This window comes from uncultured Subdoligranulum sp. (assembly GCF_937890665.1).
In genome coordinates this window covers 1-21092 of sequence record NZ_CALADU010000055.1, presented here as the reverse complement: position 1 = coordinate 21092, position 21092 = coordinate 1, and the positions used below count along the sequence as shown (strand labels likewise).

The window sequence follows — 21092 nt, the reverse complement described above, 5'->3', positions numbered from 1 at the left end:
CCGTGGATGCAGAGCATCGTCGGCTTTACGGCGGCAAGAACTCTCTTCATCTCTGTGTCTCGCCGGTTTCGGTAGTAGTTCGCTCCTACATCTCCAAGCAGAACCAGAGTATCCTGCTCTGTCAGCTTCTTGCTGTCGCAAAACTGTATGACCTCATAGGGGTCTCCGTGGATATCACCCGTGTAATAGATCATTGGTCATTCCACCTTTCTTTTCTCATTATACCAACTCGGAAGACCCATATCCGGGACTTTCCAAAAACATATCCACTGTTCCAAAAATATATCCACCTTTACTGGCATAGATCGACCGGCAGTCAATGCTCGTGACTTCCGGTTGATTGCTTTCTCAGGTTCAGACGGTAAAATCAAAGTTATCTGGTTTACCGTATCTGCCTTGATGCTCTTTCAAGGAGGCTTTCAGCGATTTTATAACATCCAGGAGAATCATCATCTCATAGGTACTGCAATCCGAAAGGAGCAGGGCGATTTCTTCGCTGGCGCACCGTTCAGTGCTGATGATTTGCTCCATCAAAAGCCGGTCGGGAGATACGCCCAAAGCATTGGCGATAAGCACAAAGGTGTCAAGGCTCATGCTCTTGATCCCGCTCTCTATGTAGCTGATGTAAGATGGCGTTTTATCCACCAGTTCAGAGAGCATCGCTTGCGAAAGGTGGTTGCGCTGACGGACTTCACGGATGTGTTTTCCAATGACTTTGTAGTTCAGGCTCATAATAAGACCTCCAAAAAATTTTGCAGTCTTATTATAGTGTTTAGATTATATCATCAACTCGACCTTATATCAATTTCACCCCAAGTTGATATACTCTTAGAAATAGATAATCTGGAGAATATATTTGAGGGGGGAAGCCGATGACGGAACATGATTTGACCGAGAGCCAGTTGGTCGGCTCCCGTATTCGAGATGCGCGGATCAATCGCCGGATGAGCCAGGCCGATCTTGCTGCAAAGGCCAATATCTCGCTGCCCCATGTCAGCAATATCGAAAAAGGCAAGACGAGCATGAAGTTGGAAACCTTTATCCGAATCATCGAAGCCCTGCAAGTGTCTGCTGATTCCCTTCTTCGGCCCGATGTGCCGGAGGTGAGAAGCCTATACCAGAGCGAGTTTGACGAGCTGCTGGCCGACTGCTCTCCCAAGGAGCTGGATTCCATCCTGAAGATTGTTCGTGAGTTGAAATCCACTATGGCCAGACGGGATGACAATACCTGAAAAATTGCGAGCTGGAATTGCCGGCTCGCTTCTTTTTTTCTCATCTATCGACCAGAAGTCAAGGTGTTGACTTCTGGTCGATTTTGTTATTAGTCTGCAGATTATATAATGGCCTGGAAGAGAAATAACACAGGGGGAGCAAATATGTCAGATCTGGCCGTTCAAAATAGAGAGTCAGAGCAGGAAGTTATGCCCTCATTTGATTTCCTGCTGGAAAGGGAGACGGAACGAAACACCCTTTTAGCGGAACATCGTGCCTGGTTAAAGGAAATCAAGCGGGAACGCCCGCTTCCCAAAACACATTACCGTGTGGCGGTATACATCCGCTACTTCAACCAGACCCGCTATGAGGACTATCTCTCAGCTCATAAAAAGCAATTTCTTGATACACTGGCTCTCTGCCCAAACTGGAAGTTTGTCGGTTTCTATGTGGACGAGGGCAGCACTGCGCCCAATATGGAGAACGCTCCGGAGTGGTCAAGGCTCCTTCAAGACTGCTACGAGGAAAAGGTCAATCTGATCATTACCCAGAAAGCAAGCAATATCTCGAAGAAGCTCTCCGAACTCTCTTTCTGTACGCGCCTCTTGGCAGCACTCCCAAAGCCAGTGGGCGTTTACTTCGTTTCGGAGGATATTTATACGCTGGCTTCCTATTACCAGGAGGATCTACACGACCCCTACTTTTTGCCAGATCCCGGTTGGAAGATACTCCCTGATGACGAACCCCGGAGGGAAATGCTGCATGATTGACAAGTCCACACGCAAACAGCTTGCGGAACGGAAAGAACGGGTCCGCCGGCGTATCAACACAAAAGTTGACCCGGAGAACTATGAATTCATTCCGGCTAAAAAGCCCATCGACTATTACGATAATGATATAAGGCAGCGGGTCGCCGTGTATGCCCGTGTCTCCACAGACAATGTCCAGCAGACTTCCTCCTATGAGCTGCAAAAGAAATACTATGAAGATTTTGTTGTGCATCATCCCAACTGGACATTGGTCAAAATCTATGCGGATGAGGGCATCAGCGGGACTTCTCTGGCTCATCGGGACGAGTTCAACAGCATGATCGCCGATTGCCGCAGCGGGAAAATCGATATGATCATTACCAAAAGCGTGTCTCGCTTTGCCCGGAATGTGGTGGACTGTATCAGCATGGTGCGAATGCTTGCGGAGCTGCCCAGTCCTGTCGGGGTATTCTTTGAGAGCGAATGTATCTTCTCCCTCAAAGACGATTCCCAGATGGCGCTTTCGTTTCAGGCCACCATGGCTCAGGAGGAGTCTCACATCCGCAGCCGGAGCATGGAGACCTCCTTGCGGATGCGGCTGGACGGAGGTCTGCCATTGACGCCCAAACTGCTGGGGTATTCTCACGACGCAGATGGAAACCTGGTCGTCAACCCGGATGAAGCCCCCACGGTAAAACTCATCTTCTATATGTATCTGTATGGATATTCCACCTCCGACATTGCGGCGGCGCTCACCGAGCTGGGCCGAAAGACTTATCTGGGAAATGTCAAGTGGACATCCAACTCCATTGTCCAGGTCCTTCGCAATGAGCGGCATTGCGGGGATGTACTGACCCGGAAGACCTTCACCCCCAACTATCTGAACCACAAGGCCAGAAAGAATCGGGGGGACAGACCCCAGAGCCTTTACCGGAACCACCACGAGGGCATTGTTTCCAGAGATGATTTCATTGCGGTTCAGCATCTTCTGAACAACTCCAAGTATGGCAACCGCTCCATCCTCCCGGAGCTGCGGGTGATCGACAGCGGCCTGCTCAGAGGGTTCGTGACCATCAATCCCCGCTGGGCTGGATTCAAGCCGGCAGATTATTACCAAGCGTCCGCCAGTATCCATCCACCCGATGAGCAGCAGGCGGATGCATCCCTGCCCTCGAGCATCACATTGGTTCCGGGAGATTTTGATATGAGAGGCTTTGAAATCGCCCGCAGTGAATTCTTTGATAATTATCACCGTCCCTATGTACTGTTTCAAGATAAGAGAATCAAGTTCAGCACCACATGTGTTCGGTCTTTTGGGAAAGACAACCATGTGGAGCTGCTGGTCAACCCTGTGGAGATGAAGTTCGCCGTCCGTACAGCGGCGAAAAACAGCCGCAATGCAGTCGTATTTTCCAAGCTGTCAGACGGAAAGTATCAGCCCAGGGATATTGCCGGTGCGGCCTATGTAGAAACGCTTTTTCAGTTATTTGGTTGGAGTCCGGATTTAAAATACCGGATTGCCGGAGCGCTGTTTCAAACTGAAACTGAATCTGCGTATATTTTTGATGTCAATGATGCGGAAGCGTTTATTAAATCGTATCTGCTTTCTGGTCCAAAAAGCACGGAACAGGCAAAGGAGCCTGTACAGCCCCTTTCTGTCTCCGGCAAACGGGTGCGAGCTGTCCCGGAGGAGTGGATCGGCTCTTTTGGCAAGCAATATTACCTCCACCAACAGTCTTTCCCGCCCGTCTGCGATCAGAGTGAGGAAGACTGGAAAATCCGCATGGAGGGCCAGCTGTATGAAACCGGGCAAAAACTCCGCGTGACAGGATTTGACGTGCTGCGTGACTATATCTGTCAGGAACTCGGTCAGCATGTGAAGGAGGAATCCTAAATGTTCGAAGAAAGTCGGGAAAATGCCGGCGGCGTAATCGCCGGAATGCTTCGTTCCCTGGAGGACGGGCATTTGGATATTGTTCCGTCTGCTGAATTGGAAAAAGCGGAACCGCCAGTTTCTCCTGCAAACAGCTGTAGTGATGAGGTCCTGGAGATGGCCGGTGACTTTAACTACGATGGCTACCAAGTAGTACGCCGTGAGTTCTTCGCCCATATTAATGAGCCGTCTGTAACTTTCAACAACTACAAATTTTATGTAAATACCGCCTGCCTGAACCGCTTCCCACAGGTTGATTATGTGCAGGTACTGGTCAATCAGGAGAGCAGGATCCTGGCGATCCGTCCCTGCCGAGCGGAAGATCGGGATGCCTGCGCCTGGTGCACCAACGGCTCCGGCAGACGTAAACCGAAACAGATCACCTGCAAGATTTTTTTCGCCAAAGTGTTTTCACTGATGGGCTGGAATCTAGACTATCGATATAAACTCCTCGGGCGAATAATCCATGCCAAGGATGAGTGGCTCATCGCATTTGATCTCACAGCGACCGAAGTGTATCAGCGGGTGCAAAAAGACGGCCAGAAGCCAAAATCTTCTCGAACTCCCGTGTTTCCGGAGGGCTGGAAGACGCAGTTTGGACTCCCGTTCCGGGAACACCAGAAATCTATGCAGGTAGACATTTTTGAAGGATATGCTGTATATGGGTTACGCGATAACATCGCTCCTGCTGCATCAGAGCAGTCAGACGAGGCTGCCTCTGATACTGGTAGTAAGTCCGTTTTGGGAGGACAAGGACATGAATCATGAAAATCAATTGCAGGCTTACTTAACGCTGGACCCTGCGCGAAACCGGATTCGAATCCACAGGCAAACGATTCGTCTCTTGAAGAATCCTGCGTATGTGCAATTCCTGGTAAACCCTGAAGAGCTGTATATCGCCGTTCTCGGATCGGATAAACCTATTTCTGGTGGGACCGCAAACAAGGTTCGGATGTCAAGCACATCCCAGCAGTCTATAGAATTCTATAGTACGATCCTTATAAAAAACTTTTCCGAACTGCTCGGTGGCTTTGACCTGAGATTTAATTACCAGCTGACCGGTGAGATCGATCAAGTCAACCGGGTCGCATATTTTTCCCTCAAAACCGTCAAACAGCTGGAACGCAGGAGGCTACATGACAGAGAAAGCATTTAGGCAGCTTAACATTGATCCAGAATTCAGAAACTTGATTCGTCCACTTCGCCGGGAGGAATACCGGCAGCTGGAGCTGAATCTGGTCATGGAAGGATGCCGGGAAGATATCATCGCATGGAATGATACCATCGTCGACGGTCATAATCGCTATGAAATATGCAATAAAATGCGCATTCCTTATGGAGTCAAGGAGCTGGATTTTCCAAGCAGAGATGCTGCCATCGCCTGGATCTGTGCGAACCAACTTGGGCGCCGCAACATCTCAGAAGAAACCAGGAAATATCTGATTGGGAAACAATATGAAGCGGAAAAGAAAGTACAGCGAAATAGGAATGGCTATAATCAGTACCGTCCGAACCCCAACATTACTGTGGGGAGAGGCCGCCCAATAGATGAAGAGAGTGGCCGGCGAACAGCAGCCCGGCTGGGAAGGAAGTATCATGTGTCCGGCGCAACCGTACAGAAATATGCGAAATACAGTGCAGCATTAGATACCATTGAACAAAATGCTCCTGAACTTGTTCCGCACATTCTTTCCGGGGCATATAAGATTTCTTTCGAAAATATCGTTGCTCTATCAGAAATGGAACCCAAAGAATTGAAAGCACTTAGTAAAAAAATCCCTATGCCTTCGCTCGTTACAGTGAATCGAGACGATGCCTTTATTCCGACGATTCTGCCAAGCCCGGCACAGCGGCGGCAGAGCAGCCGGCAATCAAGACGATGCCCGCCTATGACCCGGATGCGGAAGTTGCTGGACTTACTCTTACGATCCCCTCCTGGATGAGCTCCATCGACCGGACAAAGTCCATGGCACATTTGGAAGCGATCTCACCTGCTGCCAGACAAAACCTCTTGGCGGCGTTGACTGAATTAGAAGGAAAAATCCAGGAAATGCTCAATGCAATTGAGGGGGAATCCTAATGGAAGATTATAGTATGTTTGTTCCCAATGTTCACTTTGAACAGATTCCCATCAAGAACCTCGTATCCAATCAGGAGTACCAGAGGAATATTTCCGAACAGCATGTGCTGAATGCTGCGGCACACTTTGATCTGTATCAGATCAACCCTGTGAAGGTAAGCCGTCGAAATGGGGTCAACTATGTCTTCAATGGCCAGCACACGGTGGAGATCGTCGCACTGGCCTCCGGCTCTCGTGAAACGCCAGTCTGGTGCATGATATACGATGATCTAAACTACGAGCACGAGGCAGATATCTTCGCCAACCAGATGAAGTTTGTCAAACCGCTCCGTCCCTATGAAGTGTTTATGGCAAATGTGGAAGCCAGGAATCAGGAGCAGCTTATGATCAAAGATCTGGTAGAGTCTTATTCTCTTTCCATTGGCCAGGTCAGAAACTATGGCGTTGTCTGTGCTGTCTCTACGCTTGAAAATATATATGAGCGGTTCGGTTACCACGTACTTGATCGAACACTCAGACTCTGCGTAGGCACCTGGGAGGGCGATATGAATTCGCTATCCGCCAATATGCTCAACGGAATCGCCAGATTGGTCTACACGTTCGGCGATGCCCTGAAAGATGAGACCTTTAAGGAAAAAGTGGGGGAAATGTCGGTCAAGTTGCTTTCGAGAACAGCCAAGGAACGACGCCCCGGTTCTATGGGCTATGCCGAGGCGATGCTTCTGGCCTATAACCGCAAATGCAAATATCCGCTCAAATGGACCAAGCTCTACGAGAAGAATGTGGGGAACAATGAAGGACTGGACATTGATACGGATATGGACGAGGATGAGGGCGGGGACTCTTTTGAGGGAGCTGCCAAAGAATAAGCAAACGGACGGTTCCACCAGGAATCGTCCGTTTGTGATCTTAATCATGGAAGGGAAAAGGCAGGGCGCATATACTCTATCGCTCCTCGGCTGAGACCATATTGCCCGGCCAACTGTTCCCAGTGTCCGGATACTGTTTTGCAGACCTCCTCTGCAGCCTGTTCCGCTTCCTGCGGGGCAAGGCCGAAATAATCGGCTACTTCCAGAGCCAGATCCAAGTCAATGGTGTTATCATACTCACTCACATTGAGGGAAAGCCGGTCCCCCGAGGGGACTGGGTTCACATCATAGAGAGGGGCCAGCCGCCAGCCGGTGGGCGTCAGAAGGAAACCATGGTTGCGCAGATGGTCGTCAGTATTGGATACCGCCATGCTGAACACGATCCGTTTCCACAGCTCGGCCAGATCCTGCCGGGGTGATGCCCCGTTGGCCCGGATGAACGCCGCCAGATCCAGATAGCTGCTTCCGTCCGCTGCCGAGGCTCCATCGGTCTTGCCCAGCAGGGTCATGGCGGAGGCGAAGTGAATGCGGCGGTTGCCGTTTCGGTCAAATCGCTTGACGAGAAAGGTGCTGCCGGTTTTGGAGAACGTCTCCAATTTGGATTCCGGAACATCCAGTCCGCAGAGCCGTGCCAGGTCATGGACGACCTTCTCCCACGCACCGCTGTTATATTCATCATGCTTGGAAGGGAACTTGGCGATCCACAAGGCACCATCTGTGGCCTGCACCGTAGCTTTAGGTCTTGCGCCTCCCAAGGAGGAGCCAGGGGCCAGAAGCTCACGCAGCCATTTTTCATTCAGGCCGCTCTCATCGTTCTCGAAAGCGATAGAGGCGTTTTCCAGCGTCCGAAGGTTTACCCACGGAGGCGTTGCAAACGCTTTATCGTTCGAAAGAAATTCGCCCCCTTCTTCCAGGCTGAACCGCAGCGCCCCCATACGAGATTCGTCATAGACACCCAACAGGAAATCGCTCTCCGTAAGCTTCCGGGGTTTTCGGTCTTCTTTTCTGGCGTCGATGGCCTCCTTGCGCTTCATCAGCAGACGCCCCCAGCGGTCCGGGCAGGAGTCGGAAAACAGGCCAAAGAGCTGCTTGTTCAGCGGCACATACTGCCGCCCGCGGTAGAGGGCCAGATCCGGGTCCAGAGAAAAGGAACTCTCGGCAGATGTCAGCCAGGCCGGATCATACTCAAAGGAAAAGGTCTCCTGTCCGCGGACGAAGCCGCAGCGCAGCCGCCCCAGCAGAGTGGGTGCCTCTCCACGCCAATTTTCATATACATAGATGGTCTTTTCGTCCTGCGCCATGGGCTACTCTCCTTTCTTGGGCGCCCGCCGTCTGGTGGGCAACGCCAGATCTTGCAGCTTCCTGCCGAATTCATCATCTTTTGCAATAAGCAACAGGTCGCTGTCCATATTGTTTAATGCGTGCAACACAGCAGCATAGGAGCCGATGGATACCGTAGGGGTGCCTTTCTCAATGGATATAAGCGTGGCGCGGCTGATCCCGGCACGCTCTGCTACCAATTCCAGGCTCAACTTCCTGCGCAGGCGGGCCAGACGGATCTGCTCACCCATCTGCGCCAGGATCTCCCGTGTTTGCGGCATGATGACCGCAGCTTTTTTTGCCATGCACAATCGCCTCCTAACATAAATTATACTATATTATTTCGGCGATTATGTCAATTATATTTGAAGTTATTAAATTTCTTTTTCTAAGCATTCTTCGATAAGATGCCCTCCTCCGAAGATAATGTCCAGTCTCCCGTCGGGATACACCTTCACACACTCAATCATTTGGTGGACGATGGTATCGTCGTACTCCATCTTTTTGGATGCTCGGTCGGCGATGATCTGCTGTAGTTGAAGGATTCGGCTGTCATTCACCTGATCGGAAGCAAGTGCTTCTTCGAGTTTCTGAATCCGTCCTTGCAGGAGTTCAATGGTATCGGAAAGTTCCTTGAATTCAGCTTCGTGACTCTCGATACCCTCCCCGCTTTCTACACTCTCATTGATAAGAGATACCATTTTCCGATTCAGCCCATCTATTTTTCGCCGGAGCAGGTCGATCTCATCTGTGCCTCCGGTTAGGCCGATTGCTTCACCAATGGTTGCCCGCATGAGTGCCATATAAGTGGCCTCGTCTTCCTCGTTGAATCGGTTGATTGCCCGAACAATAGCGGCGTGGAGGGCGGTCTCATCTACCGTGAGCGAGGTTTTGCAGTAGCGCTTTCCATAGTCTAAGCGGCTGATGCAGCGCCAGACAACTCGCTTTTTTCCTCGGGATGTCCAGGTCACGCGCTTATATCGACTTCCGCATTCGGCGCAGATCATCACATTGGATAGTGCGTACCGGGAGTATTTTCCGGTGGCTGTGGTAGCCGTTTTGGTGGAATTTGGCTCCCGGCTCATCCGCCTGGCGAGTTCTTCCTGCGTTTTGTGAAAGAGCTCTCGGCTGATGATACCAACATAGCTATTCTGTACATAGTACATGGGTGCCTCACCGGTGTTTTTGCGGCGAACCTTGCCAATACAGTCAATTGTGACCGTCTTTTGAAGGATGCTGTCCCCGCAGTATCGTTCATTCCGGAGAATACCCTTAATCATGCTCGCAGAGAAGGAGAATCGTTTTCCTGGTATCTGGAGATTTTCTTCTCTGAGTTTGGTTGAGATCCGGTTGATGGTTTCACCTGACAGGTACATATTAAAGATCCTCTCCACGATGGATGCCTCCTCCGGGACGATCTCCGGTTCTCCGTCTGCACCCTTGCGGTATCCCAGAAGGCACTTATAGTTGAATATGGGCTTGCCCTCCTGAAATCGCTTACGAAAAGTCCAGGTGACATTCTTGCTGATGCTTTCGGATTCAGACTGTGCGAACCCTGCGTAGATGACCAGATAGAGTTCGCTGTCGATTTGCAGTGTGTCTATATTTTGCTCCTCGAAGTAGATGCCAATCCCTCTTGCCCTGAGCATTCGGACATGGTCCAGGCAGTCCACTGTATTACGGGCGAAGCGGGAAACGGATTTCGTGATGATATAGTCGATTTTCCCAGACAAGCAGTCGTTGATCATCTTCTGGAACTGGGGGCGCTTATCTGCACGTGTCCCGGAGATGCCCTCATCTGCGTAGAGTCCGGCGAACTCCCATTCGGGTTTAGCGGCAATCATCTCGGTATATACCTTCTTCTGGTTGGTATAGGATGTGAGCTGCTCCTCGCTGTCGGTGGATACCCGGCAGTAGGCAGCAACCCGCCGCTGATGATACTGCTCCCTGTTGACGATCAGAGAGCGTTTTGGCTCAATAACCGATATTGTTTTCTTGGGTATCTTGGTTACATTCATTTTCTTCATCTCCGATCTCGACATCGGTTTTGGTATGTAGGATCACCTTTCCTCCGCTGCCAAGCGTCAGGTAGGCGGCGATGTCACTAAAGTAGGCCGGGCTGAATTCCTCCTGGGGAGTCATCAGACTTACCCGCTTTCGGGCGATGGATGCGGCGATCTGCAGATGGGTATCGCTCTCAGCATAGAGCCGCTCTGCCATTTCAATTGTTTTGACGATAATCAGTGCATCGCTGGGGTCATCCCGCTCCAGCTCGGCATCAATTTCCCGGTTGATTCGCTGGGCTTCCGCCGACAGCTCTTTTCGCTTTTTGGGGCGGGGGATGAGCAGATAGCTATTGGCGATGATGCGGTTCATCAGGATTGTCACCTTTTCCAACAGGTGTGTATCGGAGATCCGGATGCGCTGACCGCAATCAGGATTGGTGCAATCCCAACTCTCGCGAATCCGGTGCTTGCTGCTCACCCTTCGCCGCATAGGGGCGCCGCACTCCGCACATCGAACCAGATCTCGAAGCAGGTCGATCCCCTCCAGATTTTTCTCGAAGGTGTTCCGCTGGCGGGCTGTTTTCACGGCAGCCGCCTCCTCATACTGTTCTTCCTCAATGATAGGGTCATATTCCCCATCGCCAATGTATTTGGCGTTTCCAATGATCCGTGCGATACGAGCTTTATCCCACACATCCGTTCTCTCACTGTAGGGGATCTTCCTCTCAGTCAGCAGCTCGGCAATACTTTGGAGGGATGCGCCGTTGATGTAGGCGCTGAATATCTCGCGGATGACCGCAGCTTCATCCTGTGCGATGACTGTCCTTCCATTTCTCATGGTGTAACCGTATGGGATATAGCGTATCTTCTTCATGGCGAGGTTCCTCTCTGTCAGAGCATTTCTGTGAATCTCAGCCCGCCGATGAGGGTGACTGTCATTTCATCCCGGCGGCTGATACTGATGGCCTGAACAATCTCAGTAAAAAGCTTCTCATCGAAGCGGTCCAGTGGTTCCTCGAGCTCTTCCAGCAGCTTTTTCAGCCGCGTCAGTTCCTCTATCATATGGGTAATGCCCGAGGAGAATTCACATTGGCGCTCCCGCTTCAGCCGGCGCAGTTGGTCGTTAATCTCCCGCACCTGAGCTTTATGGACCTCATCTTTGAGGTATCCCTTTGCATGTAGCTGCTCCACCATCACCAGCTTGGCGTTCAGATCTGCAATGTTCCGGCTGATCTCCCTTGCGGCCGTGTTTTTCTGCTTTCGCTTCAGCTCGGCGGATTCCAGACGGAGTAGAGTCTGACCCAGGATGTCGTATTCAGAGAACCGAAGCTTATTGACCATGGCGATGAAGGCATCGTAGATCCTCTCCTCGCTGTAGTAGTTTGAGCCGCACTGGGTACGATCCTGAATGTGTTTGGAGCATCCCCACTTTACTGTCCCGGAAACCTGCCTCCTGCGAAAATACGAGCCGCACTCAGAACACTGAATGCGGCTCGTAAGAGGGTAGATATTTTGCGTTGTAGATTTTCCAAAGACATCCTGACGCTTTTTCAAGAGGAGCTGGACCTTGTCAAAGGTATCTCGGTCAATAAGAGGAGCGTGGGTCATGGAGGCGTAGAACATATCCTCCTGACCTCGATTTCGGAACTGTTTGAAGGGGACTGTGGTGTCGCGGTAGGTTTTCTGATATTTGCAATCGCCGCAATACCGCTCATTTCCAAGGATGTATGCCACCTTGGTGGAGCGCCAGGTGGATTTCCCAGTTTTGGTTTTGATGCCGCGGCTGTTGAGATCCCGGGCGATCTCCGATGTAGACTGGCCGCTCAGGTAGTTTTCGAACATCATGCGGACGATGGCCGCCTCCGGTTCATAGACCACCAGCGCCTTATCCACCAGCCGGAAGCCGTAAGGAGCGTTGCTGTCCACATATTCCCCAGACTGCATCCGCTTCACGATGGAAAGCCGCTGGTTCTGGGAAATTGCCTTAGACTCCTCCTGTGCGATGGCAGAGAAGGTATTGAGCAGCATCTCATCTCCGAGGGCCAGGGTGTAGATTCCCTCTTTCTCAAACTGCACCCCCACGCCGAGCAATTTCAGCTTCCGGACATATTCCAGAGACTCCTTGGCGTTTCGGGCGAAACGGGAGACGGATTTGGTGACGATCAGGTCGATTTGGTGCTGTTCGCACATCTTGATCATTCGCTGGAATTCGGTGCGGTTCTGTGCGTTCATGCCAGAGAGCCCTTCGTCAGCGAATATCTCCACCAGCTCCCACTCTTTTTTTCTCTGAATGAGGCTGGTATATACCCGAATCTGGTTGGTGTAGGAGTTCTGCTGATCAGCCGAATTGGAAGATACCCGGCAATAGGCGGCGACTCGAACTTTGCGGATTTCCTGCCTGGTGATGGGCGAGATGAGTTTGACCTGCGGCATCAACAGCCCTCCTTTCTGGCTGAATTTTGGATTGTACTACATTTTGGTACCATCCACTTTTCCGGTTCAAGCAACATTATAGTCAACGGCAAGGCAAAGTCTATTGAAAGAACGCAGAGAAGTAAATTTCTACACAAGCGACAAGACCTGATGCCCAAAATACATCAATTTAGACGGTTCCTTCTGAACATTTAATCTGCGATGACGAGATCGGAGCCGGTGAGCTTCTGGTAGTAGCGCTTGGCTCGCTCATACTCGGCCTGAGTGATCACGCCACCTTCCCGCATCGACTTCAGCACGGCCACAATAGCAAGGTTCAATGAAGGCGTCTTAAGGCCCCTTCACTTTACAACGGACATATTTGCAGCAAACCACAACCATCAGCCAAAAATATTTTTTGCTTTTTTCTGAATGAGGCGGATCGCATTCTGGACGCTCTGATAGCTAACATCCATCCGGTCTGCATATGCCTTGTAGCTGATCCCATTCAAAATGCAGGCTTGATATATGCCATATTGGGTAGGAGTCAAGCTTTCTCGCAAGCTCCTCTCCAGCAGCTTCGTGGAAATCTCTTCCGTATAGTCGTAGGTGTCGGCTAACCAGCTGGAGTCTGCCACATCTTCGGGAAGCATATCCAGAGAGAGAACCGTTGGAGCGGTTTTCCCTTCTCTGGATGGACCCTGCTCCGGAGATATGGTGCGCCGGAGACGCTTCTCCTCTGAGCGCAGAACCTGCATGACAGAGCGTTCCACCTCCGTTATTTCGCCGGTAGCTTTGATCCGAACCATGCATTTTCCTTCCTCTGTGGTCCACAGGTCGTAATCGAATTCAACTGGGGTCTTCGGGATACTCATTGTCTTGTCCTTTCCGCTGGCACGAAGCCGCGGAAAGGCAAGACAACAAAAGAGCCGCATGACGGTGGTCATTCTGTCCGTGCCGATAAACAGAGTCTTTCGACTCTATCCATGCGGCATCAGGATGACTACACCTATCAGGCGGCTCCACAGCTCAGCTATGTGATTCAGTTTTTATTTAGTCCTCCTTCGGGCGAAGGCGAAACACGATTTTTCTCATGCTCAAAACATCAAAGACGGTGACTTTTCCGCACTTTTTGCACTTTGTTTCGACATGACCTCTTGTGTCCTCATATACGACGATTGAGTTATGCTGGCAGTACGGGCATTTGATATATCGCGGCTTTTGCGCCGCAATCGCCTCCCGCGCCCGGATAATTTTGCCCAACATTTCTGCGGAAGGCTCTGTAATACGAATGTTTTTGCTCATGCCCACACCTCCAGTGGATCAACAAACTCTGCATACGGGCGTTCTTCCAGATACCCAAGCTGCCGGAGCCGAATTACGGCGGCAGACTTGGACACGCCAAGAGCTTGACAGAGAAGTGAAAGTGCCAGCTTGTCCGCATATGAAAACCTCCCTTCATAGCTAATCAGGGTCCGACATTGAGCGAAAAGCCACATGGCCCGCTTTATCTCCGCCTGGGGCATGAGAAGAGCGGCTCCCAAGGCATTGGCCTGCCACTCGTTCCAGTCCTCTCTACTTTTCAAGTCTCGGAGGGAGTAGGACCGCCGCTCCGAATAGGATTCGCGGCATTTTTGCTGGGACTCCTCGGACTCCATTTGAAACAAGATTTGATGTGCGCACTCATGCGCCAGAGTGAACCGACGCTTGCCGCACAGTTTCTTGACCTTGCCGGCCTCAAGAAAGCTGGAGTCCAGAAGAATTTGATTTTGTTTGAGTTCTATGGTGCGAACTGTTCCCATTTCCTCGATGATGTACTCGGCATCGGCATAGCTGGTCAGACCACAGATACTCCCATCTACGGACAATCGGGCAAATCGAACACTTAGCCCGAGGTAGTCGCGAGCAAACTGGTCGATGGGTGTTGCGCGAACGTATTTATCCCCAAGGGCTGCGCTGACGCAGTAGAAGAACTTGTTGAAGTCCTGAATTACAGCTGCACCGATATCCTCTATTTGGTGGTGAGAAAGAATCATTGACTTGCCCCCTTTGCTTCCACGAACCACTTGTTCCCTTCGCTGAACAGGAAGGTTTCCTTGCCGTGGATTATGACGGTATATCGGATGCCACCTCCGCTTACCTTGGAGGAAGCAGCTCTGCATTTGTATTTCAGCTGGTCAATTTGATAGATACGGCCATTTGCCCAGCGGATGAACCGGGGGTGAACTACACCGTTTTGGTCTACATCAAGATTAACAGAGACATATTCTTTTCTGCATTGTACCTCCATTACAATACCCTCCGTTTTTCTGCCCGCTTCACGAACAATTTTTCGTGTTTTCGATTGACAAAATCTTTGCTCGTGTGTTAACATTTACACGAACAGAATTTCGTGTTACGCTCCTATTATAGCCAGAACAGATTTTCGTGTCAATCCCGTTTTGCGAAAAAGTGTTCGTGTTGATGGCAGAGAAACAGAAAGAGGTGCCTTTATGGGGTTTAAAGAACGGCTGAAAGAAAAGCGGCTTGAGGCTGGATTAACACAGGCTGAACTTGCAGAAAAGGTTTCTGTAACTGCGCGGACGATTCAGAATTACGAAATGGGTTCAAGGAAACCGGGCAACATGAAGGTGGTCGGCGATATTGCTACTGTCCTTGGCACTACACCAGAATACCTTCTCACCAGCGCAGATGTCTATTCCGTAGAAGCCCATCAGAAGGGTGGAGCAAAAGCAGCGCGAAACATCGATGAACTGGTCGGTGAGGTGACCGGCCTGTTTGCCGGCGGCCAACTTTCCGAAGATGCGCTTGAGGGGGCAATGCGGGCCCTCAACGATGCCTATTGGATGGCCAAGGAGAAGAACAAGAAATTTACGCCCAAAAAATATCGCCAGCAGGAGGAGTAAATCCATTCTGTGGGGCTCAAGATGTGAGATAATGATGAAAAGCATCCGCAGGATGGAGGTGGGCTTATGACCGGTAAAATGCTCTCCAAAGTCGGCGCATCCCTGGTGCGGCGCTTCGGAACACGCGATCCCTTCCAGATTGCGAAAGAGTTGGGAATCTCTGTTCTTCTTTGTGAGGATTTTGGCTCTCTAAAAGGAATGTACCGCGTCATCAAACGCAATCGATTTATTTTTCTGAACAAGGATCTGGGGGACAGAATGCTCCGCATCGTCTGTGCCCATGAGCTGGGGCACGACCAGCTTCATCGGAAGTTGGCACAGGCAAACAGCCTTCATGAATTCATGCTGTATGACATGACCACACGGCCAGAGTATGAGGCGAACATTGTTGTTGCAGAAATTCTGATTGACAACGAGGAGTTGCTGGACTACATCTATACCTATCGCTATTCTGCTGAACAAATCGCCAGGGCGATGGATACGGATATCAACCTGGTTGCCTTAAAAATAGCGCACCTGACGGAACTCGGATACGATTTGCGGCCTGTGAATCATAGAAGTGATTTTTTGCGGTAGTTCTACTGGGAAGGAGTTTCTCCATGAAGTACAAGTTGTACCGATCCTTCGGGAATCTGGATAAAGATGTCCGTAGACATGAACTGGTTGCCGTGGAGTATGGCATGAACCTGGAGGCAGTGACGAATGCACTAATTCGTGCGGTAGCCGATGATCTGGCTGGAACGCCTGAATACGCAAATTATGAAACCGCCGCTTTTGCGCCGGAGCCGGTCAAGGGGTTCCGCCGTGTTCGGAGGTACGACTATGAGATGACAGGAATTGTTTATCCAACTTATGCGGACAAGAATATCCTGATTGACTACGGTATTGTTGAGGAAAACGAACTCGAGAATTAATGTTACAACCAATTTCGAGCAGCGTTTTGGCGTTAAATAGCGAGAATCCAGAGGGGGCAGTTTTAGTATGAAGCAAAGGTCCTATATCGCAATCGACCTCAAGAGCTTCTATGCCTCCGTCGAGTGCCGGGAGAGAGGTCTCGATCCTCTGGATACCAACTTGGTGGTTGCCGACGAGAGCCGTACCGACAAGACCATCTGCCTTGCCGTTACGCCGTCCTTAAAGGCCTATGGGATCTCAGGTCGTGCTCGGCTGTTTGAGGTGGTCCAGCAGGTGAAGGAGGCCAACCGTGGTCGGCTTCACGATGCGCCTGGGCATCGATTTTCTGGAAAGTCTTGCTTTCTCTCTGAATTAAATGCCACACCGGGGCTGGAGATCGACTATCTGATTGCACCACCGCGTATGGCCTACTACATGGAGTACAGCACACGCATCTACAGCATCTATCTGAAATATATTGCTCCAGAGGATATCATCGTATACTCCATTGATGAAGTGTTCATGGATGTCAGCGATTATCTATCCACCTACAAACTTACCCCCAGAGAACTTGCAATGAAAATTATCCTGGATGTGATCGAGAATACCGGAATTACAGCCACCGCAGGTATTGGTACGAATCTTTATTTATGTAAAGTCGCAATGGATATCTTGGCAAAACATATCCCTGCGGATGAGAACGGCGTGCGCATCGCAGAGCTGGATGAGATGACCTACCGTCAAACCATGTGGTCGCACCAGCCACTCACCGATTTCTGGCGGGTTGGACGTGGATACGCCAAGAAGTTAGAGGCACACGGAATGTTTACCATGGGCGATGTTGCGCGAATGTCGGTATGCAATGAGGATCTTCTTTACCAGCTCTTTGGGAAAAACGCTGAGTTGTTGATTGACCATTCGTGGGGCTGGGAACCCTGTACCATCCAAGCGGTTAAGGCATATCATCCCAGTGAAAACAGCCTTGGTTCCGGTCAGGTTCTGCATTGCCCGTATTCCGCAGAAAGGGCTCGGTTGGTGCTGAGAGAAATGGCAGAGCAACTGGCACTGGATTTGGTGAGTAAGAAGCTGATGACCGACCAGATTGTTCTGACGGTCGGCTATGACATCGAGAACCTAACTGATCCGGCACGGCGAAATCGTTATCATGGCCCAATAGTCAAGGATCACTATGGCCGCGAGGTTCCAAAGCACGCCCATGGAACCGAGCGCCTGAACGATTATACCTCCTCTACAAAGAAAATCATGGGGGCAGCTACAGCGCTCTTTGATCGTATTGTGAATACCGACCTCATGGTGCGGCGACTTAACATCGTTGCGGGTCGGGTGATTTCAGAGAGTGAGGCGATGACCAGAGAGGGCGAATTTGAGCAGATGGATCTGTTCACCGATTATGCTGCCGTTGAGGCTCGTCGAAAACAAGAGCAAGCAGAACTGGATCGGGAGCGAAAAATGCAGGAGGTTATGCTCACTATTAAGAAGATGGTGCCCATACGAACTATGAATTATCGGCGCATAGACCGCACGGTTGCAGGACATATTCGACCCATCCGTTACATCTGTACCCTCAGTCTGTGAGGGGGAACATCGTATAGGAGAAGGCGGCAGCGGGATGAATCTGCTGTGGCTGCAGATAAACTTTGCGCGCTTCCAAGCTGAGGAGTTTACACTGAATTTGGGATGGCCGCTATGCCCGTGTCAGCCTGCCCAGTGGAAACTTCAGCAGCACACACGCTTCTGTAACGGCTGTGTCGGCTGACAGAAGCGTGGAATGGGCTGGAACTTTAATCAGTTTTTGTGGATACAGTGGTCAAAACATCCATAGACTCCCTTGAGCCGCTGGCGGCTCAAGGGAGTTTTTTACGATAAATTCAGATTCCTCGATAAATCTCGGTTTGCCCTTGCATAAAGAAAAAAATAAATGTATGATTATTAGACACTTGATTGTGAGGAGTGCAGAGAAGAATGTCCATTGAAACGTCGAAAAAGAAAAAAGGCATCCAGATGCCCCACACGTACATTATTCTGTTTCTGATCGTGTTGGTTGTCTGCCTGCTGACCTACGTGATTCCTGCCGGCCAGTTTGAGCGCCAGGAGGATGCCAGCGGCCGTATGCTGATTGTACCGGGTACATACACTCAGGTGGAATCGTCACCGGTTTCACCGCTGGAAATCCCCATGGCTTTTGTGAGAACTCTGGGCAGCTCCAGCGTAAACGAGATCATCTTCTTTATTTTCATCATCGGCGGCGCCTTTGAGCTGATTATGCAGACAGGGATGATCACCGCCTTTTGTGCCAAGCTGGGCAAGATGTTTGCGGGAAAAGAAAAGCTGCTCATCCCCATCTTCATTACGGTCTTTGCCGTAGGCGGCTTCACCATGGGAATGTCTGTGGAGGTTCTGGTGTTTGTGCCTATTGGGATTGCAGTGGCCAAGGCAGTGGGCTATGATACCATCACAGGTACAGCCATGATCGCCATGGGCTCCATCGTGGGCTTTACGGCGGGCATCTATAATCCCTTTAATGTGGGGGTGGCTCAGTCCATCGCGGGTGTGACTCCCATGTTCTCCGGAGCCTGGTATCGCTGGATTATCCTGGTGGCGTTTATTGTTGTGACCAGCCTGTATATTATTCATTACGCGGAGAAGGTAAAGAAGAATCCCTCCAAGAACCTGATGGGGAACGAGGATTCCAACCTGGAGGATGTGGATGTATCTGCGATTGAAGTGACCGGACGGCACAAGCTGATCCTTCTGGCCGTTGTCATCGCGTTTGCCGTTTTGATTTACGGCGTGGCCTACTTGGGATGGTTTATCACCGAAATGGCTACTTTGTTTTTGGTGCTGGGTGTGGTATGCGGTATTCTGGCCGGGTTCAGCGGCAACAAGATCTGCGATCTGTATGTGCAGGGCATGGCCAATATCACCTTCGGTGCGATGATTGTGGGAGTGGCCGGTACGATCAATACCGTTATGGTGGACGGCATGATCATTGATACCATTATCAATGCCTTGGCCAATGCGATTGTGGCACTGCCCAGCTCGGTAAAGATCATCGGTATGTTCCTGGTGCAGACCATCATCAACCTGCCCATCAACTCTGGTACGGGCCAGGCGGCAGCCACCATGCCGATCATGGCGCCTGTGGGCGATCTGGTGGGCCTGACCCGCCAGAGCACTGTGCTGGCCTTCCAGCTGGGTGACGGCCTGACCAATGCCATCTACCCCACTTCGTCCACCATGCTGGGATTTTTGGCTGCGTCCAAGATTCCCTATTCCGTGTGGCTGAAGTACGTCATTAAGCTGGTGATTTTGCTCAGCCTGGTTTCTATGGCCTTCCTGGCTTTGGCTGTGGTGATCGGTTACTGATCCGTTTAGAGCTGGCCGCCGCAACTGCATGGCGCGACGGCAGGATATTATAGATTTCAAAGATATGGGATGGGACATGCCATGGAAGAAATTCAGAAGCAAATTGCGAATATCGTTTCAGAGCTGATGCCGCAGCTGTGCGCGCTGAGCGACGAAATTTTTGATTACGCCGAGCCGGGCTATGAGGAGTACCGCTCCTCAGCTGCGCTGACAAAGTGGCTGCGAGCCCACGATTTTGAAGTAACCATTCCCTACGCCGGGCTGGATACGGCTTTTTGTGCCGTGTACCGCCACAAGGGAGGGCGGGCTGCCGGAGGGCGCGCGGTAGGATTTTTAGGGGAATATGATGCGCTGCGGGGCCAGGGACATGGCTGCGCCCACCATATGCAGACCCCTGCCATGATCGGCGCGGCAATGGCCCTGCGGGGAGTGCTGGAGTCTTCGGACCAGCCCTTTGAGATCCATGTGATCGGGACGCCCAGCGAGGAGTCGCTGGACGGAGGCAAAAACGAGATGGCCGCCCACGGCGGGTTTGACCATATTGATGTGGCCTTCATGGTGCACGGCAGCACATTGACCCAGCTGGAGACGCCCTCTCTGGCTCTGATCGAGATGGATGTGGAATTTCACGGCAAAACCGCCCACGCGGGTATTGCGCCTTATGCTGGGCGCAGCGCAGTGGATGCGGTGACCATGCTGCAGACAGGGCTTGGGCTCATGCGCAATCACCTCAAGGATTCCAGCCGGGTGAGCAATATTGTGCTGGCTGGGGGGACGGCAGTCAACTCCGTGCCCGATTTTGCCAAGGTTAAGGTAGAGATCCGCCACTCCTCCATGGCGTATCTGGAGAGCGTGGAGCAGTGGACCCGGGAGATTGCCCAGGCTGCTGCCATGGCTACCCAGACACAGGTACAAATTACCCCTGTGGCGCATATTTACAACACCACCATCAATGATGCCATGGGTGCGCTGCTGATGGAGTGTGCAGAAAAATTTGCGTGTGACGGAATTGCTCCGCCCCGGAAGGACTGCGGTTCTACCGATTTCGGCGCGGTGACCCACCGGCTGCCCAGCTGCTGCCTGCGGGTAAAGACCATCGAGACAGATGATCCTCCTCACACGGACGCATGGGTAAAGACCGGGAAAGAGGCGCGGGCTCATCAGGGCATCTATGACGGTGCTGTGTGCTGTGCACTGGCTGCCTTCCGCCTTGTGACGGATGAGGCTGCCTGGCAGGATGTGTACCAGTGTTTCCTTGCGCACCAAAAGGAGAATTGAGGAATGGAAGAACTCTCACGGGGATGGCTGATGGAGACACTGGATG

Annotated in this window: 24 protein-coding genes and 1 pseudogene; 13 read left to right on the top strand and 12 right to left on the bottom strand. The window is 51.3% G+C overall.

Annotated features, from left to right (window positions below):
• Window positions 1–194 (bottom strand): annotated as a pseudogene (locus Q0526_RS03115) (serine/threonine protein phosphatase); the annotation flags it as partial.
• A 160-nt stretch (window positions 195–354) separates the two neighbouring features.
• Window positions 355–732 (bottom strand): helix-turn-helix transcriptional regulator, encoded by a 378-nt coding sequence (locus Q0526_RS03110; protein WP_022289419.1) that lies wholly within the window; start codon window positions 730–732, stop codon window positions 355–357.
• Between the two features lie 140 nt (window positions 733–872).
• Here Q0526_RS03110 and Q0526_RS03105 point away from each other — a divergent pair, with 140 nt between their 5' ends.
• From Q0526_RS03105 to Q0526_RS03075, 7 genes are all read left to right on the top strand, one after another.
• On the top strand, window positions 873–1232 hold the full coding sequence (locus Q0526_RS03105; protein ID WP_022289418.1) for a helix-turn-helix transcriptional regulator: 360 nt from the start codon (window positions 873–875) through the stop codon (window positions 1230–1232).
• A gap of 144 nt (window positions 1233–1376) precedes the next feature.
• On the top strand, window positions 1377–1982 hold the full coding sequence (locus Q0526_RS03100) for a recombinase family protein (RefSeq protein WP_101691772.1): 606 nt from the start codon (window positions 1377–1379) through the stop codon (window positions 1980–1982).
• Window positions 1975–3855 carry a recombinase family protein gene (locus Q0526_RS03095; protein WP_298730757.1) on the top strand — a complete coding sequence of 627 codons (1881 nt, stop codon included), beginning with the start codon at window positions 1975–1977 and terminating at the stop codon, window positions 3853–3855. Before Q0526_RS03100 ends, Q0526_RS03095 begins: the two co-directional genes overlap by 8 nt.
• Entirely contained in the window at window positions 3856–4662 is an 807-nt protein-coding gene (locus Q0526_RS03090) for a hypothetical protein (RefSeq protein WP_298730755.1), read from the top strand.
• Entirely contained in the window at window positions 4652–5050 is a 399-nt protein-coding gene (locus Q0526_RS03085) for a hypothetical protein (protein ID WP_071430665.1), read from the top strand. The genes Q0526_RS03090 and Q0526_RS03085 overlap by 11 nt, the downstream gene beginning before the upstream one ends.
• Window positions 5031–5837 (top strand): hypothetical protein, encoded by an 807-nt coding sequence (locus tag Q0526_RS03080; RefSeq protein WP_298730753.1) that lies wholly within the window; start codon window positions 5031–5033, stop codon window positions 5835–5837. The genes Q0526_RS03085 and Q0526_RS03080 overlap by 20 nt, the downstream gene beginning before the upstream one ends.
• Before the next feature lie 136 nt (window positions 5838–5973).
• The gene (locus Q0526_RS03075; protein ID WP_298730751.1) at window positions 5974–6843 is read left to right on the top strand and encodes a DUF6551 family protein; all 870 of its coding nucleotides are present in this window, start codon (window positions 5974–5976) and stop codon (window positions 6841–6843) included.
• 44 nt (window positions 6844–6887) lie between these two features.
• Here the strand turns inward: Q0526_RS03075 and Q0526_RS03070 are convergent, their stop codons facing one another.
• The 10 genes from Q0526_RS03070 to Q0526_RS03025 form a co-directional block, all read right to left on the bottom strand.
• Window positions 6888–8144: a type II toxin-antitoxin system HipA family toxin gene (locus Q0526_RS03070; protein WP_298730749.1), complete on the bottom strand. Its 1257-nt coding sequence runs from the start codon at window positions 8142–8144 to the stop codon at window positions 6888–6890.
• A gap of 3 nt (window positions 8145–8147) precedes the next feature.
• The gene (locus tag Q0526_RS03065; RefSeq protein ID WP_071430674.1) at window positions 8148–8468 is read right to left on the bottom strand and encodes a helix-turn-helix transcriptional regulator; all 321 of its coding nucleotides are present in this window, start codon (window positions 8466–8468) and stop codon (window positions 8148–8150) included.
• Between the two features lie 69 nt (window positions 8469–8537).
• Window positions 8538–10181 (bottom strand): recombinase family protein, encoded by a 1644-nt coding sequence (locus Q0526_RS03060; RefSeq protein ID WP_298730747.1) that lies wholly within the window; start codon window positions 10179–10181, stop codon window positions 8538–8540.
• Window positions 10138–11043 carry a recombinase family protein gene (locus tag Q0526_RS03055; RefSeq protein WP_195306558.1) on the bottom strand — a complete coding sequence of 302 codons (906 nt, stop codon included), beginning with the start codon at window positions 11041–11043 and terminating at the stop codon, window positions 10138–10140. The genes Q0526_RS03060 and Q0526_RS03055 overlap by 44 nt, the downstream gene beginning before the upstream one ends.
• Before the next feature lie 17 nt (window positions 11044–11060).
• Window positions 11061–12602, bottom strand: a complete 1542-nt coding sequence (locus Q0526_RS03050; RefSeq protein WP_209346679.1) for a recombinase family protein — start codon at window positions 12600–12602, stop codon at window positions 11061–11063.
• A 191-nt stretch (window positions 12603–12793) separates the two neighbouring features.
• Window positions 12794–12922 (bottom strand): SHOCT domain-containing protein, encoded by a 129-nt coding sequence (locus Q0526_RS03045; RefSeq protein ID WP_298730735.1) that lies wholly within the window; start codon window positions 12920–12922, stop codon window positions 12794–12796.
• Between the two features lie 60 nt (window positions 12923–12982).
• Window positions 12983–13390 carry a hypothetical protein gene (locus Q0526_RS03040; protein ID WP_298730733.1) on the bottom strand — a complete coding sequence of 136 codons (408 nt, stop codon included), beginning with the start codon at window positions 13388–13390 and terminating at the stop codon, window positions 12983–12985.
• Window positions 13391–13634: 244 nt separating this feature from the next.
• Window positions 13635–13886, bottom strand: a complete 252-nt coding sequence (locus Q0526_RS03035) for a hypothetical protein (RefSeq protein ID WP_298730730.1) — start codon at window positions 13884–13886, stop codon at window positions 13635–13637.
• Window positions 13883–14617: an ImmA/IrrE family metallo-endopeptidase gene (locus Q0526_RS03030; RefSeq protein ID WP_298730728.1), complete on the bottom strand. Its 735-nt coding sequence runs from the start codon at window positions 14615–14617 to the stop codon at window positions 13883–13885. The genes Q0526_RS03035 and Q0526_RS03030 overlap by 4 nt, the downstream gene beginning before the upstream one ends.
• Complete coding sequence (locus Q0526_RS03025) at window positions 14614–14871, bottom strand: hypothetical protein (RefSeq protein ID WP_119345531.1); 258 nt, start codon at window positions 14869–14871, stop codon at window positions 14614–14616. The genes Q0526_RS03030 and Q0526_RS03025 overlap by 4 nt, the downstream gene beginning before the upstream one ends.
• Window positions 14872–15073: 202 nt before the next feature.
• Between Q0526_RS03025 and Q0526_RS03020 the strand changes: the two genes are divergently transcribed.
• The 6 genes from Q0526_RS03020 (at window position 15074) to Q0526_RS02995 (ending at window position 21046) form a co-directional block, all read left to right on the top strand.
• Window positions 15074–15487: a helix-turn-helix transcriptional regulator gene (locus Q0526_RS03020; protein WP_298730725.1), complete on the top strand. Its 414-nt coding sequence runs from the start codon at window positions 15074–15076 to the stop codon at window positions 15485–15487.
• 66 nt (window positions 15488–15553) lie between these two features.
• Entirely contained in the window at window positions 15554–16063 is a 510-nt protein-coding gene (locus Q0526_RS03015; RefSeq protein ID WP_298730724.1) for an ImmA/IrrE family metallo-endopeptidase, read from the top strand.
• 23 nt (window positions 16064–16086) lie between these two features.
• A complete protein-coding gene (locus Q0526_RS03010; RefSeq protein ID WP_119345528.1) occupies window positions 16087–16401 on the top strand; it encodes a carboxylate--amine ligase in 315 nt (104 codons plus the stop codon).
• Between the two features lie 67 nt (window positions 16402–16468).
• The gene (locus Q0526_RS03005; RefSeq protein WP_119345527.1) at window positions 16469–17977 is read left to right on the top strand and encodes a DNA methylase; all 1509 of its coding nucleotides are present in this window, start codon (window positions 16469–16471) and stop codon (window positions 17975–17977) included.
• A gap of 387 nt (window positions 17978–18364) precedes the next feature.
• Window positions 18365–19768, top strand: a complete 1404-nt coding sequence (locus Q0526_RS03000; RefSeq protein ID WP_298730720.1) for a C4-dicarboxylate ABC transporter permease — start codon at window positions 18365–18367, stop codon at window positions 19766–19768.
• 81 nt (window positions 19769–19849) lie between these two features.
• Window positions 19850–21046 carry an amidohydrolase gene (locus tag Q0526_RS02995; protein WP_158574692.1) on the top strand — a complete coding sequence of 399 codons (1197 nt, stop codon included), beginning with the start codon at window positions 19850–19852 and terminating at the stop codon, window positions 21044–21046.
• The last annotated feature ends 46 nt before the right edge of the window (window positions 21047–21092 follow it).